Source organism: Cognatishimia sp., from assembly GCF_964229375.1.
GTDB lineage: Bacteria > Pseudomonadota > Alphaproteobacteria > Rhodobacterales > Rhodobacteraceae > Cognatishimia.
On sequence record NZ_CAXREH010000178.1, the window covers coordinates 1 to 14,274 of the forward strand.

Sequence of the window (14,274 nt, forward strand, 5' to 3'; positions counted from 1 at the left end):
GGGGCGCAGATGAAAATGCGGCGCGAACACCCGCTCCCATTCCGCAAACCGGGGCGCGTAGTCAAGCCGCCGTCCCCGACAAATACGCACGGCATAGGCATCGATCGTCCCAACGGGTTTCCCAACTTTAATACGCTCGGAATACATCGCCACCAGCCGCGAAAGATGGGGACGGCAATAGGCATGAAAAGACATCGGCGGGCGCGGGGCGGGCCAAAACATCTTTATAGCGCGCAGCAAATCGCTTGGAGGCACCGCTTGAAACAGCTCGGCCGACAAGACGGCGATTTGCGCGTTGGAGGCAGAAATTTCGTCCCAAACCGCGCGAAACCGAGGTTCGATCAAGTGACAGAATTTGCGCCGCGACAGCGCACGGGCCAACCCGTTGTGATTGAGGGTCTCGCCCGGATAAAGCAGGTTTTCGCCCCGCGCGGCTTGCCGCAAAGCCACCTGCAACGCAGTCGATCCAGTTTTGCTATCCCCGATGTGAACAACAATACGCTCCGCCATCTGTCTATCTTTCGTCATTCAGGCTGGACAGAAAGTCCACGACGTCAGGCGGCGTATCCTCTGGCAGCGTATCGCCCAGACGATCAAGAGCGGTCTTGAAGGCCTCAAGCTCGGGAATTGGCCGCACGCGTGTTCGGCGTTTCAGATCCTGGAAGAATTCAGCGCGCCCAACCCAGTCCCCCAACGCACGAGTAACCGGATCAAACTGTTGTATGATATCGCGACGACGCTGAGCACCAAACATCTCGATCTCGCGACAACCAGGCAGGTTCAATGATGGAGTTTGCGAGACCAGCAAGGCCCTTAGACGCGCTGCCCGCTTGGGTGGCAGCTCCAGGTTTCCGCGCCGCTGTATCTCATACAAAGCCGGATGCAGCGAGACGTTCATCCGGCGCGTGCCGCAATGCCGACCCTGCGGCAAACCCGTATCGGCCAGAAAATCAGGCACTATACCGCCTGAATTGCACAGATCTTGATAGTCACGCAGGATCACCTTTGCCTTAGGAAAGGCCGCGCGCCACCCGTTTAGAACTTTGCGATAGTCGAAATGGATGGTGCCTGCGTATTCCGATGCGCCTTCTGTTCTTAGTGGTTGCAACGCATGACCAAATTTCAGGCGCTGACCGTACCATGCAACCAGATATTCATCTATTGGCCGAAACACTCCGTAAAGGATCACGTTGCGGGCAGGGAATAAGCTCGCCAGCTCGGCTGCCAAATCAGGCGCGTCGGCGCCGAAATTCGCAAAAACCTCAGAGACCAGAACAGCCGTGTGCGGACGCAAATGGTGCAATTGCTGCCTGAGAGCGTGATGCATTTGTTTTAGGCTGGGAAGCGAGGGCAAAAAATCTGGCACCCGCCGCGCACCTGCTTGAGCCAACATGGTGAACGCCAACGCATTGTGCGGCTCTCTGACATTTAATGACAGGCGCACGGGCGATGCCGCGTGCAGCGACTGGCTGGCCATGTGTGCCGCGCCTTCAAATTCGACATAGGGATATAGAATGCCCTGCTGTGCATAATGCAGCATGTTGCGCGCGAAATAGTCCTGCAGACTGGTGGAACCAACTTTGTGGTGCCCAATAAAGATCACCAACTGCTCAAGCGCATCGGGCGCGCGCGATTTTGCGGGGCGACTGGACTGAAACGTCGCAACGCCCACAGGCTTGCGAATTGAAAAGAAACTCATGGCGCACCTTTTTGATCGGCAAAGCTGCGTTCCCAGAACGCGCGGGATGTCAGGCTGTCATAGCGCGCGCGATAGCACCGTCTGAGCCGGTGAAAACGCAGCAGAAATCGGGCCGCCAACAACAGAAATTGAACGCCAATCAGGAGGGCTGCGCGTTTGCTGTGACGCACGCGGTACGCCAAAGGTTCGTTCGGGTGCAGCACGGTGACGTCACTTGCCCCTAGTACCGCGCTAAGGTCGCGACGATCCTGTGCTTTGATGGTGATTTTACGCCCCAAAAGTCCAAACCCCGGCAACCAATGACCGTTGCCCAACGCCAGCCAGAACGTACTGAGGCGTTTGCCGCTTCTCGGCTGGCTGGGCTTGGTCGGGATTGGCCCCCAGCTTTCCGCGCCTGAGGCGGCGTCCACCTTGGACAGACGCGCCTCAATCTCGGTCAGGCGGGCAAAAGCATCTGGCCCGCGCAGCACATCTTGCAACCCCAACAAGACGGCCCGAGCGGACCCGTAGTGCATGCGCAGGACCGTTTGACCGAGAAAGAACGCCACGACGGCCAGCAAGGACACCGCCGGAGCTCTGAGGCCAGGGTGGCTCAGGTGGTGCAGCATGTGACTGCGCGTGTCAAAATACCAGGTTCGTGGGTTTTCTTTGGCGGTAAAGCCCTCTTGATAGGATGCGACACCGTTCAGCCTTTGCAGATTGAAACGGTTGGCCAGACAAAACCCAACGTCATCGCCGCGCAAAAAAAACGGATAGGGAAAGTGCCGCACGGATTGGACTGGAAAGGCAAAGAACCACCACCCGCCATAGAGCCTGGGGGAATTGGCAGTATAGGTTTGCGCTTCCATCTGGGCGCTTTGCTCAAAGGATGACAGGTCTGCGCCGCCGAACTGTGGGCGACAGACTAGTTTGAACGCGGCGCCGTACTCCCAAATCGCATGCCGCGCGGCCTGGGCGATCATGGCGCCACAGATCGCGGTATCGGGATCATGCGAATAGGCCAGAAAGCTAAGCGCGCGCATAATGCTTTCCGTGTGAAAGTCCGCGTCATCGTCCAGAAAAAGACAATGGCTCACGCCAGCAGACTGCGCGGCCAAAAGCCCACGCGCAAAGCCGCCAGATCCGCCAAAATTCTGACTTGGAATGACTTCAGCCTGCAGCCTATGCGGATCCAGCGTTTTCCCGTTGTCGATGACACAAATCCGCAGTTTATGAGGAATATCCCGCGACCAGTCAGCCAGTTTTGCCACCAATCGGCACACTTGGGTTTCGCGGTGATAGGTCGGGATGACGACCATCGCATCAATGGTGTTCTTTGGCGCCCGGTCGGTGGCCCAGATGATGTCTGAAAGTGTTCCCTCGCCCCCCAAATTGCGCAACGATACTGCGAGGACGCCGGTAAAATCGGGCACGGATATCAGGTCAGTCAACGCAAGTGTCAGGCACTGATCGACCGTGATTGCTTCTTGAAACAGCGTCTCTTGTGACTGACCCCGCGCGATCCCCAACAAGCGCAGCTCAAATCGGCCTGCGCCAAGAAACTGCAGGTAAAAATCCCCGGCTGCAGTTTGCTGCCATTTTTCCAAACTGAAGAGGTTAAACCACGTGGCAAAACTCAGCTGCGCCCCGGCCTGAAACGTGAATTGGTGGGTTGAGAACGCATAGGTCACCGGACCTTCGCGGGCAAAGAAACTCTCTTCCTTGGGGGCGAGGCCGGGTTCGGGTAAGACAAGCGCCTGAAGCCTGTGTAGGGCGGGAAAGTCTTCCTTAAGATCAGGCTTGGGCGCAGGCAAAGGTCGTCGGACTCCTGTTTCAGTCGGCAGCACCGACCTGATTCATCCAAGACCCTTATTTGGTTTAGACCCGTCCTCTTTAAGAAACGTAAATCCGCACAGTACGATCTATGGGTTCGGCGTGAACCTGAGCGACAGGCAGGACATGCCCCCATCGACTTTCGCCGCCTCGGTATTGCCAATCAGGCGCACGTCATATCCCGCCTGCACCAACATGTCCGTTGTTTTGGGGAATCCATCCGGCAGGATCACCAGATCATTGAAGCGAATGGAATTGGCCGCGGCCTCTTCGCCTTCGGCAACGTGCAGCACGCGATAGCCTTTGAAACACCCCGATGCCGACAGGCGCCTGGTGGACAAAATGGTTTCTTCATCCAGAAGCGAACAGTCGGTTTTGAAATGCAGTACACCGTCTGGGGTCTGCAATTCACGCACTCTATAGCCCCAAGCGCTTACGATTTTGTCCAAAGCGGCGATACCTGCACTGTCGGTGCGCGACGACAATCCGGCAAGGATTTCAGTTTCAGTCACTAGGATGTCGCCGCCTTCGATGCATCCCGCGCCCTCAAGTTGGTGGATCGTGCCATAGATCGCGGACAGTTCGCCCGCAATTTCGGCAGCTTCGCCCAGCCGCGACGGCGCTCCGGGGCGCATCTGAATCACGCCTTCTTGCAGGCATAGGGCGGCGTCCTCGACAAAAACCGAGTCCGGATAAGCCTCAAGCGCATCCAGAACAGTAACCTTGGCACCAGTGGACCGCAGAACCTCGACATAGGCTTTGTGATGCTCAAGAAACACCGCGTGATCTGGCGTGCCGGTATCCTCAAACCGCAACCCGTCGGTGATTGACGACGCGGGAATGCGGCACACCGCATGTGAAAATTGATATGATTTTGCGCCCATCTTTGTTTTCCCCAATTCACCCGGTGATTTTATTAACAAAATATTAACAACAGCCCCCAAGAGCGTTGTTGTTCCTATCCTTATGTATATATTCAGACCCAATCCAGCCAAAGGCGCGGGTTTGACAGACTGTTACCTCGCCCGCCGTGCCTATAGATGACGTTATTGCGGTAATGAGTACGATTTCAAAGAGTTCGCAAAAGCGAAAGAGCGACGCGCGGCGGCAGTCTCTGATAGATTCCACATTGCGCGTCATCGCCCGAGAAGGAGTCGCGGCCGCAACCGTGCGCACGATCTCGCGCGAGGCCAACGTTACGCAGGGTTTGATCCGGTACTATTTTCAATCCAAAGACGACCTGATCATCGCGGCCTATGAAGACTATATGGACCGTATGCTCAAGATTTCGGGCCGTGCTACAAAAGGTGCTGACACCGCCAAATGTCGGTTGATCCGCTATGTCGAAGCCTCGCTTACGGCGCCCGTGTCCAACCGCCAACAGGCCGCGACCTGGGCCGGTTTCTTTCAGATACTGCTACATGACGGGCATCTTCTGAAACAGCACGCCAAGACGTATCACGACCTGCGCCAACAGACCAAAACGCTGATGGCAGATGTATTTGAGGAAGAGGGTCGCGCAAAATCGGATTCCGAGCTGCGCCGCCTTAGTATTGCGGGACGTGCCTTGTTGGACGGGCTCTGGATCGAGGGCGGTGCCATCGGCGACAGCTTTCACCCCGGAGAGCTTTTGCGGGTCGGACTAGAAGGGCTTGGCGCGCTGATGGACGTGGATCTGAAGGCCTATCGCGATACAAAGGCGGGGTGCGGCGTCGTTTAGGCGCAGATCCATTCCAGACGCGTGCCGCGCAGATGTGCCCTTGATCATGATCCAGATCCGACCGAATGTGTCGTAAAAGCGCGAGCAATCGCCCCTTGGCGAGCCATGCTTGAGATCGAATTGCTCAGACATCACACTGGGGAGCCGCATGCGATACAATGCCCTGCGCATCTTTAAAGAAGCGCTGACAGGTCACAAAGGATGGACACCGGCCTGGCGCGATGCGCCTCCGCAAAAGTCCTATGATTTCATTGTTGTCGGCGGCGGCGGACATGGGCTTGCGACGGCCTATTACCTTGCGAAAGTCTATAAGAAATCCCGCATCGCGCTTTTGGAACGCAAGTGGATCGGCGGCGGCAACGTCGGGCGTAACACGACGATTGTGCGCTCTAACTATATGATGCCGGGCAACCAGCCGTTCTATGAATTCTCGCTGAAGCTTTGGGAAAACCTGGAACAAGACCTGAATTTCAACGCGATGATGTCACAACGCGGGATCATCAACCTGTTTCACAACGATGCCCAGCGCGACGCCGCCATTCGGCGCGGCAACTCTATTTTGCTGCATGGTGCCGATGCGGTCCTGCTGGACAAACAGGGCGTCAAAGATCTGTATCCTTTCCTGAACACAGAAAGCGCCCGCTTCCCGATCATGGGAGGCCTTCTGCAGCCACGGGCCGGCACTGCGCGTCACGATGCGGTGGCATGGGGATATGCGCGCGGTGCGGACCAGCATGGCGTCGACATCATCCAGAATTGCGAAGTCACCGGCTTTAAGATTGAGAATGGCGAGGTCAAAGGTGTCGAAACCACCCGAGGAGACATTATGGCGCCAAAGATTGGTGTCGCGGTCGCGGGGCGGTCTAGTGAAGTCATGGCCAAGGCCGGTCTGCGTCTGCCGATCGAAAGCCACGTGTTGCAGGCCTTTGTCACCGAGGGGCTGAAACCCATCTTGCCAGGCGTCATCACCTATGGCGCTGGGCACTTCTATATCAGCCAGTCCGACAAAGGCGGGTTAGTGTTTGGCGGCAACCTTGATTACTATAATTCCTACGCCTGGCGCGGGAACCTTCCGACGGTGGAAGAAGTCGTCGAAGAAGGCATTTCCATCTTTCCAAATATCGCGCGGGCCCGTGTGCTGCGGACTTGGGGCGGGATTATGGATATGTCGATGGATGGATCGCCCTTCATCGATCAGACCCCGATCAAAGGGCTCTATTTCAATGGCGGCTGGTGCTATGGCGGCTTCAAGGCAACGCCTGCCTCTGGCTATTGTTTCGCCCATTTGATGGCGACGGACACCCCGCACGACGTGGCAACCGCTCTGCGATTGGATCGCTACAAAACCGGTCACATGATCGACGAACTCGGCGCCGGTGCGCAGCCGAACTTGCATTAGGAGGCGACGCGATGCTGATCCCCCACCCGCTTCTTGGTCCACGCGACGCCGGAGAATTCACCTATCTGGGCGATGCCACGCTGCTGGACCGCCCCGATTGGCAATCTGAAACGGCTGCGCAGGACTTTTATGACTATGTCTATACCCGCGATAATCCGTCCGGCGTGCATCGCGAGCTTTGGTATCACGAATATGGTGACCGCAGCTGGATCGTGGTGACCCGCAATGTTTCGACCCACGAAATCCTGGGCGCAGAACTGGCACAGGACGTTGCAAAGACCAAAGGGAGCGCAGGATGAGCGGGTATCGTTTAGACGGCGGACTTGTCGATCACGCATCGGCGCTTGGGTTCAAGTTTGATGGCAAGTCTTTCAACGGGCTAAAGGGCGATACGCTCGCCTCGGCGTTGCTGGCCAATGGTGTGCAACTGATGGGCCGGTCGTTCAAATACCACCGCCCGCGCGGTGTGATGACCTCTGGGTCCGAAGAACCAAACGCACTGGTCGAGTTGCGCGAAGGAGCTCGGCAAGAGCCCAACACGCGCGCGACAACTATCGAGCTTTACGACGGTCTGGTGGCCAAATCGCAGAACCGTTTTCCCAGCTTGAAAACGGACCTCTTGGCCATCAACGATGTGTTCTCGAATTTTCTAAGCGCTGGGTTTTACTATAAAACGTTCATGTGGCCCAAGTCCTTCTGGGAAAAGGTCTATGAGCCTGCAATCCGCCATGCGGCAGGACTAGGCAGCCTGACAGACGACGCTGATCCGGATACCTATGACAAAGGCTTCCTGCATTGCGACCTCTTGATCATCGGGTCCGGCCCGGCGGGTCTGATGTCTGCTCTGACGGCCGGTCGCGCAGGGGCTCGGGTGATCCTGGCTGAAGAGGACTCTCTACTCGGGGGACGCCTGCTTGCGGAAACGATGGCGATTGGCGGGCAGGCTGGCCATGACTGGGTTGCCGCCGCGCAAGCCGAACTCGCGTCCCTTCCGAACGTCCGCATTATGCCCCGCACATCCGTCTTTGGGGCCTATGACCACGGGATTTATGGCGCCCTCGAGCGCAACGCCGATCACCTGATCGCGCCAGACGCAGGCAAACCGCGCCAAACCATGTGGCGGATTTATTCCAAACGCGCCATCGTCGCTGCAGGTGCCATCGAGCGCCACATCGGCTTTGCCAACAACGACCGCCCTGGCATCATGATGGCCAGCGCGGTCCGCGCCTATGCCAACCGCTGGGCGACCGCGACGGCGAAATCCGTGTTGGTGTTCACCAACAACGACGACGGCTATAAAACCGCACGGGATCTGATGGCCAAGGGCGTCAACGTCCCCGCTGTTATCAACACCCGCCCCGAGGGTCAGCCCATCGAGGGCACAGAGGTACATGCAGGGGCCACCATCGTTGATACCAAGGGACGCCACGGTGTCACCGAGGCCATTGTGCAAACTGCCAAGGGCTACACCACCAATGTCCTTTGTGGGTCTATCGCGGTGTCTGGCGGTTATTCTCCGAACCTTGGCATGACCTGCCACCAACGCGGCCGTCCGGAATGGCGCGAGGATATCGCAGCTTTTGTGCCTGCGGGTGACCTGCCCCCCGGCCAGCTCGTCGCCGGTGCCGCCCGTGGTGTTTATGACATGGGCAATGTCATGGCCGACGGCGTCTCGCAGACCAAACAGGCTTTGAACGACCTTGGCATCGAGTCCAAAGTCATGACACTGCCCGAGGTCGAGGGCGAAGCCACCGGAACGTCGCACTATTGGTACGTCCCTGAAGCGATCAGCGGCAAGAAACGCGCCTGGGTTGATTTCCAGAACGATGTGACCGTCAAGGACGTCAAACTCGCCCATCAAGAGGGCTATGTCAGCGTCGAGCACCTGAAGCGCTATACAACCCTTGGCATGGCCACCGACCAGGGCAAGACCGCCAATGTGCTGGGTCTTGCGGTGATGGCCGAGAAAACCGGAAAATCGATCCCCGAGACCGGCACCACCATCTATCGCCCGCCCTATGTGCCTGTCGCGATGGGAGCATTTGCAGGGCGCTCGACGCTGGAAAACTTCCGCCCGACCCGCCAGACACCCAGCCACACTTGGGCCGCCGAACAGGGTGCGGTTTTTCAGGAAGTCGGACTTTGGATGCGCGCGATGTGGTTCCCGCAAAAGGGCGAGACCCACTGGCGTGAGTCTGTGGATCGCGAAGTTCTGGCCACGCGCACCGACGTCGGCATTTGCGACGTGACAACGTTGGGCAAGATCGATGTTCAGGGCAAAGACGCGGGCGCGTTCTTGTCCAACCTTTATGTGAACGGGTTTTCTAAGCTCGCGGTCGGCAAAGTGCGTTACGGCCTTATGATGCGCGAAGACGGGATGCTTTATGACGACGGCACCGCCGCACGGTTTGCCGAGGATCACTATGTTGTCACGACCACGACGGCGAATGCTGTTCTGGTCTATCGCAACATGGATTTCGCACGCCAGTGTCTGTTCCCGGACATGGACGTGCAAATCATTTCGACGACGGACGCCTGGGCACAGTTTGCGGTCGCCGGACCCAAGTCGCGACAGTTGCTGGAACGGATCGTCGACAAGGATCACGACATCAGCAACGACGCGTTCCCCTTTATGGGCTGTCGCGAGATCACCGTCTGCGGTGGCCTGACCGCGCGTCTGTTCCGCATCTCTTTCTCGGGCGAGCTGGCCTATGAAATCGCGGTTCCAACGCGGTATGGCGACGCGCTGGTGCGCCGCATGATGGTGGTGGGCGCAGATCTGGGCGTGACCCCTTATGGCCTTGAGGCGCTCAACGTGATGCGGATCGAAAAAGGGCATGTCACCGGCGCCGAGATCGATGGCCGTATGACAGCCCTGAACATGGGTCTGGATCGCATGGTGTCGCGCAAGAAAGACTGCATTGGATTCCACAACAGCCAGCGCCCTGCGCAGCTGGATCCCAACGGCCCGCGCCTTGTGGGGCTGCGCTCTCTGAACGGCGAGGGGATCATTGCGGGATCACACCTGATGAACGCGGACGGCGAGGTCTCGGCCAAAGTCGATCAGGGTCATGTGACCTCGGTATGCTATTCGCCGATGCTGAAAGAGCACATCGGCCTTGGCTATGTGAATGGCGGCGATCAGCGCATGGGAGAGAAACTGCGCGCTGTGAACCCGATCAAGAAGATCGAAACTCCGGTCGAAATTGTGTCGGCCCATTTCTTTGATCCAGAAGGAGGGCGTCTGCGTGACTGACCTGACCCCCATTTCACCCCTTGGCGCGGCAGCACCGCGTGTCGACTCGCTGGGCAGCATCACAATCACCGAAGTCACCAACCGCGCGCTTGCTTCGGTCGCCCAACGCAAGGGCGGCTCTGTATCGGCGGGCTTCAAGACACTGGGGTTTGCAGGCGCACCCGACGTTTGCGAAATGCTCGAAGCCAACGGGCATCGCGCGTGGTGGATGGGCCCAGACCAATGGCTGGTGGATGCCGAGTTTGACACATCGGGCACCTGGGCCAAAGCTGTGAAAGAGGCGATGGGCGATGCGGCTTCGATCACCGATCAAACCGAAGGGTTCTGTCGCTTTGATCTGAGCGGGCCTCTGTGCGTTGACCTTCTGCAAAGGCTTTGCGGTTTGGACAGCGACCAGATGCAAGTCGGCGCTGCGCAACGTACGCAGTTGCATCATATGGCCTGTGTCGTGATCAAAACCGAGGCGGGCTGGAGTGTACTGGGCGCGCATTCGTCGGCAGGGTCACTGCACCACGCACTGCTCGAGGTCGCCGTCGGTCTGCACTAGCTGCCCGAACAGCAGAAAAATCAAGGTTTAACGCGCCGCCTTATGTGATCCGAATGCCCGTCCTGTTCGTAAAATGAACACAAGGCGGCACATTTGGCGACGAGGGCATCCAGTGCGATTTGGACGGATTTATATTCATGCGGCTGTGGTTTGCGCGCTGACGTTTACCCAAGCGCAAGCAGATGCCATGGCGCCACCAGCACTTAGTCAGCTCGACAACGCCAAGGTTTCGGCCGCTGAAACCGTGCGTTGGTTGGGGTTTCGCGTGTTTGACATTACCGTCTATACAGGCAACGGCGCGCGGTATGACCCTTCCAAACAGGCCGCTTTGGAATTGCGGTATGGCCGCAAATTCACCAAGACCAGCCTGATGGCCGCCACGATGGAAGAGCTTGCGCGACTTGAAGGTCCGCAAAGCGACCACCCCACGATCAAGCGAAAATTGGCGTCGTGTTTTGCCGACGTTGGCCCAAATGACCGCTTTCTCGCCGTCGGACCCTCCAAGAACAGCGTCACGCTTTATCGCAACGACAAACAAACCTGCCGCATGTCGCATCCCAATATCCGGGCACGTTTTCTGGATATCTGGCTGTCACTGGACAGTCGCTTCCCCGCGGTGTCGCGCCGGCTGCGAGGCCTGTAATGCGCGCCCTTCCGATCGGGCTCTTTGCGATGGCCTTGGCCGCGGCCGGTCTGCCGCTTTATATTCACCTACCCCGATACGCAGAGGTCGATCTGGGCCTGAACCTGTCGGCGGTTGGTGCCATTCTGCTTGGCATCCGCGTGTTGGATTTTGTGCAAGACCCTGCCCTGGGCTGGATGGTAGATCGCTTTCCACACCGCAAACGCCTGTTCGTAGCCCTTGCCGTTGCGGGGCTGGCGATTGGGTTCGTAGCACTTTTTTCAGTGCCGCCTTTGGTGGCGCCTGTCCTTTGGCTGATTATCGTTCTGGCGGTTGTCTTTACGGCGTTTAGTCTGGCGACGATCCTGTTTTATGGCCAGACCCGCGCCCTCAGCGATGGGGACACGCCAACCGCGATGATCGACGTCGCCAAATGGCGTGAAAGCGGCAGTCTGGTGGGAATCATTATCGCAGCCTCTTTGCCCATCTGGTTGGGATACACCGCCTTTGGCCTCGTCATGATGGCCTTGGTGGTGTTGGTCGGCTTTCTAAGTCGTCCCCTCTGGTCCGTCGCCACCACCCCCGAACAGAAGTTGCAGTTCAAAGATCTGTATGCTTCTGGTGGCGGCGGCCTATTGGCGCTGACCTTTGTGAACAGTCTTCCGGTCGCGATCACCTCGACCCTTTTTGTGTTTTTCGTTGAAGACAGACTTATCCTGCCTGATGCCGCGGGTCCGTACCTTATCCTGTTCTTTCTGGCAGCCGCGGTCTCTATTCCGGTCTGGACGAAAGTGGCCAATGTGATCGGGCCGCGCGCGACGTTGGTCATTGCGATGGGGCTGGCCATTGCCAGTTTTGGATGGGCCGCCAGCTTGGGCAGCGGCGAAGCTCTTGCCTTTGGCATCATCTGCATTGGATCGGGGTTTGCTGCAGGCGCAGATATGCTGATCTTGCCCGCGCTGTTTTCCTCGACCTTGGCACGCTCGGGATTGCAGACCGGACAGGCGTTTGGGTTCTGGTCATTTGCCAACAAGATGACGCTGGCCATTGCCGCAGGTCTGGTGCTGCCCATTTTGGACCGACAAGGGTTTCAGTCCGACACCGACAACTCGCCAGAAGCGCTCGCCACCCTGACCCTGCTCTACGCCATCATTCCCTGCGGACTTAAAGTTCTGGCGATTGGCATCACTCTGACCCTCCCTAAGAAGACCTTTCAAACATGAGCAAGCTTGCGAAAACCTATTGGATCATTGGGGCCTCTGAAGGTCTGGGGCGTTCCTTGGCGGAAAAACTGTCCGCCGAAGGCTGTTCCCTGATCCTGTCCGCGAGATCTGAGACGAGGTTGCAAGAGATGGGCATCCCCAACGCGCAAATCCTGCCTATGGATGTGACGAAACCGATCTCGGTGGATGCAGCCCTTGCGAACCTGCCGAAGCTGGACGGGGTGATCTATTGCGCAGGTGCCTATGAGCCTATGACCGCTCAGAACTGGGATCGCGAGACCGGCATGTTCATGATGGACGTCAACGTGCTGGGCGCGATGCGGGTCTTGCCCGAGGTGGTGCAACGGTTTGTCGAGCAGGACAAAGGTCACATCGTTCTGATAGGATCGCTCGCGGCCTATCACGGATTGCCGGGTGCGGTGGGTTATAGCACCAGCAAAGGCGCTTTGATGCATCTGGGTGAGAACCTGTATATCGACCTGAAATCAACCAATGTGCGCGTTCAGGTCACCAATCCGGGATTTATTGAAACCAGACTGACCCAGAAAAACAGCTTTGAAATGACACAGCTGATGACACCGGACCAGGCAGCGGATCACGTGATCAAACACATGAAACGCAGCCGGTTCCGGTCGGCCTTTCCCTATCCGTTTGCCGGCGTCTTTCGCATTCTGCGCCTGTTGCCGGACAGCTGGGTAAGACGGTTCTTTTAAGCCAATTGCCCGACAGCTTTGCCTGCTTCGGTAATGGCATTCGCTGTCACCTCGAGGTCAGCCTCGGTCAAAGACAACGAGGGATAGGTTTTGCCGGCGGATTTGAAAATACCGTTCTGGCGCAGCGTGCGGTTCCAGGCCGCACTCAGATCTGCGTTGGCCCCCAGAACATCGCGATAGGTGCGTGGCTCGGCCTTGGTGAACACGACCTCAAACAGCGTCGGATCGCCAACGATGCGATACGGCACGCCGGTTGGATCCAGTGCCACGCGGATCATACCCTGCACTTGATTGCCCAGATTTCGCAGATGATCGTATTGACCCTCGCGCCGCAGGATCTCGAGGCTTTTCAGCCCGGCAATCGCCGCAATCGGGTTCCCCGAAAGCGTGCCAAGCTGCATCAACCAATTGTCGGCTCCTACCGCGGCCTTGTCAAAATGCGCCATGATGTCCTGACGTCCGACGGTCGCCGCGAGGGGGAACCCGCCGCCAATGACTTTGCCAAGAGTGCAAAGGTCAGGCGTCACGCCATAGAGTTCCTGCGCGCCGCCATAGGCAAAGCGGAAGCCGGTGACGACCTCGTCAAAAATCAGCACGATGCCGTATTTGTCCGCCTCTTCACGCAAAAGCTGCAAAAAGCCAGCTTCGGGCGGAATAATACGCTGTAGGGGTTCGACAATGATTGCGGCCACTTGGCCTTCGTACTCCGCCAGCAGAGAGCGGATGTAATCCGGGTCATTGAAGGGCGCGATCAGCATTTCGTCTGCGACAGTCTGGGGAATGCCAGCACTGTCGGGAATGGCCAGCGGGAAATTCACCTGCTTGGTTGGCGCAAGGCTCATCTGTGCCTCGGCGCTCATGCCGTGATATCCGCCTTCAAATTTCACGATCTTGTCGCGGCCGGTAAAGGCGCGTGCCAGACGCATCGCATACATATCCGCTTCACCGCCCGAGGACACATAGCGCAGCTGCTCGCCGCAGGGCATGGCTTTGACGATTTCTTCTGCCAACTCGACGCCCAGCGCGTTGTTGGCGAAAAACGTCTGACCCTTTGGCAGATATTCAAGTACGGCCTCAAGCACTTCGGGGTGGCTGTGTCCAAGCAACATAGGACCAGAGCCGATCAGATAGTCGATGTATTCGTTGCCATCTTCGTCCCACACCCGGGATCCACGTCCTTCTTTGATGAAGAACTCGGGCTCAAAGTTGCCGAACCCTCCGGCTGGCAACACAGCTTTGGCACGGGCGGCCCATTCCGCTTGGGTGGTCATTCGTTGCATGGG

At 57.9% G+C, this 14,274-nt stretch carries 12 protein-coding genes and 1 pseudogene; 8 read left to right on the forward strand and 5 right to left on the reverse strand.

From position 1 onward, the window contains the following. From ACEQWH_RS12940 to ACEQWH_RS12955, 4 genes and pseudogenes are all read right to left on the reverse strand, one after another. Window positions 1-510: pseudogene (locus ACEQWH_RS12940) on the reverse strand (hypothetical protein); the annotation flags it as partial. Window positions 511-514: 4 nt separating this feature from the next. Next, entirely contained in the window at window positions 515-1,699 is a 1,185-nt protein-coding gene (locus ACEQWH_RS12945) for a hypothetical protein (RefSeq protein WP_370231516.1), read from the reverse strand. Beyond that, window positions 1,696-3,492, reverse strand: coding sequence for a glycosyltransferase family 2 protein (locus ACEQWH_RS12950; RefSeq protein ID WP_370231517.1), 1,797 nt, complete (start codon window positions 3,490-3,492; stop codon window positions 1,696-1,698). The genes ACEQWH_RS12945 and ACEQWH_RS12950 overlap by 4 nt, the downstream gene beginning before the upstream one ends. Before the next feature lie 108 nt (window positions 3,493-3,600). Further along, on the reverse strand, window positions 3,601-4,395 hold the full coding sequence (locus ACEQWH_RS12955; protein ID WP_370231518.1) for an arginine deiminase family protein: 795 nt from the start codon (window positions 4,393-4,395) through the stop codon (window positions 3,601-3,603). Between the two features lie 173 nt (window positions 4,396-4,568). On the opposite strand from ACEQWH_RS12955, the gene ACEQWH_RS12960 reads away from it, so the two are divergent. The 8 genes from ACEQWH_RS12960 (at window position 4,569) to ACEQWH_RS12995 (ending at window position 12,991) form a co-directional block, all read left to right on the forward strand. Then, window positions 4,569-5,231 (forward strand): TetR/AcrR family transcriptional regulator, encoded by a 663-nt coding sequence (locus ACEQWH_RS12960; RefSeq protein WP_370231519.1) that lies wholly within the window; start codon window positions 4,569-4,571, stop codon window positions 5,229-5,231. 148 nt (window positions 5,232-5,379) lie between these two features. Further along, complete coding sequence (locus ACEQWH_RS12965; protein WP_370231520.1) at window positions 5,380-6,630, forward strand: sarcosine oxidase subunit beta family protein; 1,251 nt, start codon at window positions 5,380-5,382, stop codon at window positions 6,628-6,630. A gap of 11 nt (window positions 6,631-6,641) precedes the next feature. Next, complete coding sequence (locus tag ACEQWH_RS12970; RefSeq protein ID WP_370231521.1) at window positions 6,642-6,929, forward strand: sarcosine oxidase subunit delta; 288 nt, start codon at window positions 6,642-6,644, stop codon at window positions 6,927-6,929. Continuing rightward, window positions 6,926-9,886, forward strand: coding sequence for a sarcosine oxidase subunit alpha family protein (locus ACEQWH_RS12975; RefSeq protein WP_370231523.1), 2,961 nt, complete (start codon window positions 6,926-6,928; stop codon window positions 9,884-9,886). Before ACEQWH_RS12970 ends, ACEQWH_RS12975 begins: the two co-directional genes overlap by 4 nt. Next, complete coding sequence (locus tag ACEQWH_RS12980; protein WP_370231525.1) at window positions 9,879-10,433, forward strand: sarcosine oxidase subunit gamma; 555 nt, start codon at window positions 9,879-9,881, stop codon at window positions 10,431-10,433. Before ACEQWH_RS12975 ends, ACEQWH_RS12980 begins: the two co-directional genes overlap by 8 nt. Before the next feature lie 187 nt (window positions 10,434-10,620). Continuing rightward, window positions 10,621-11,076, forward strand: coding sequence for a hypothetical protein (locus tag ACEQWH_RS12985; protein WP_370231527.1), 456 nt, complete (start codon window positions 10,621-10,623; stop codon window positions 11,074-11,076). Continuing rightward, window positions 11,076-12,278: an MFS transporter gene (locus ACEQWH_RS12990; protein ID WP_370231529.1), complete on the forward strand. Its 1,203-nt coding sequence runs from the start codon at window positions 11,076-11,078 to the stop codon at window positions 12,276-12,278. Before ACEQWH_RS12985 ends, ACEQWH_RS12990 begins: the two co-directional genes overlap by 1 nt. Next, window positions 12,275-12,991 carry an SDR family NAD(P)-dependent oxidoreductase gene (locus tag ACEQWH_RS12995; RefSeq protein ID WP_370231531.1) on the forward strand — a complete coding sequence of 239 codons (717 nt, stop codon included), beginning with the start codon at window positions 12,275-12,277 and terminating at the stop codon, window positions 12,989-12,991. The genes ACEQWH_RS12990 and ACEQWH_RS12995 overlap by 4 nt, the downstream gene beginning before the upstream one ends. Here ACEQWH_RS12995 and ACEQWH_RS13000 read toward each other — a convergent pair. Beyond that, the gene (locus ACEQWH_RS13000) at window positions 12,988-14,271 is read right to left on the reverse strand and encodes an aspartate aminotransferase family protein (RefSeq protein ID WP_370231533.1); all 1,284 of its coding nucleotides are present in this window, start codon (window positions 14,269-14,271) and stop codon (window positions 12,988-12,990) included. The genes ACEQWH_RS12995 and ACEQWH_RS13000 overlap by 4 nt on opposite strands. Between the last annotated feature and the right edge of the window lie 3 nt (window positions 14,272-14,274).

Bases quoted from the DNA above. Each gene is read 5' to 3' on its own strand.
- ACEQWH_RS12945 (WP_370231516.1), bottom strand. From the start codon at position 1,699: ATGAGTTTCTTTTCAATTCGCAAGCCTGTGGGCGTTGCGACGTTTCAG.
- ACEQWH_RS12955 (WP_370231518.1), bottom strand. From the start codon at position 4,395: ATGGGCGCAAAATCATATCAATTTTCACATGCGGTGTGCCGCATTCCC.
- ACEQWH_RS12960 (WP_370231519.1), top strand. From the start codon at position 4,569: ATGAGTACGATTTCAAAGAGTTCGCAAAAGCGAAAGAGCGACGCGCGG.
- ACEQWH_RS12965 (WP_370231520.1), top strand. From the start codon at position 5,380: ATGCGATACAATGCCCTGCGCATCTTTAAAGAAGCGCTGACAGGTCAC.
- ACEQWH_RS12970 (WP_370231521.1), top strand. From the start codon at position 6,642: ATGCTGATCCCCCACCCGCTTCTTGGTCCACGCGACGCCGGAGAATTC.
- ACEQWH_RS12975 (WP_370231523.1), top strand. From the start codon at position 6,926: ATGAGCGGGTATCGTTTAGACGGCGGACTTGTCGATCACGCATCGGCG.
- ACEQWH_RS12985 (WP_370231527.1), top strand. From the start codon at position 10,621: ATGGCGCCACCAGCACTTAGTCAGCTCGACAACGCCAAGGTTTCGGCC.
- ACEQWH_RS12990 (WP_370231529.1), top strand. From the start codon at position 11,076: ATGCGCGCCCTTCCGATCGGGCTCTTTGCGATGGCCTTGGCCGCGGCC.
- ACEQWH_RS12995 (WP_370231531.1), top strand. From the start codon at position 12,275: ATGAGCAAGCTTGCGAAAACCTATTGGATCATTGGGGCCTCTGAAGGT.
- ACEQWH_RS13000 (WP_370231533.1), bottom strand. From the start codon at position 14,271: ATGCAACGAATGACCACCCAAGCGGAATGGGCCGCCCGTGCCAAAGCT.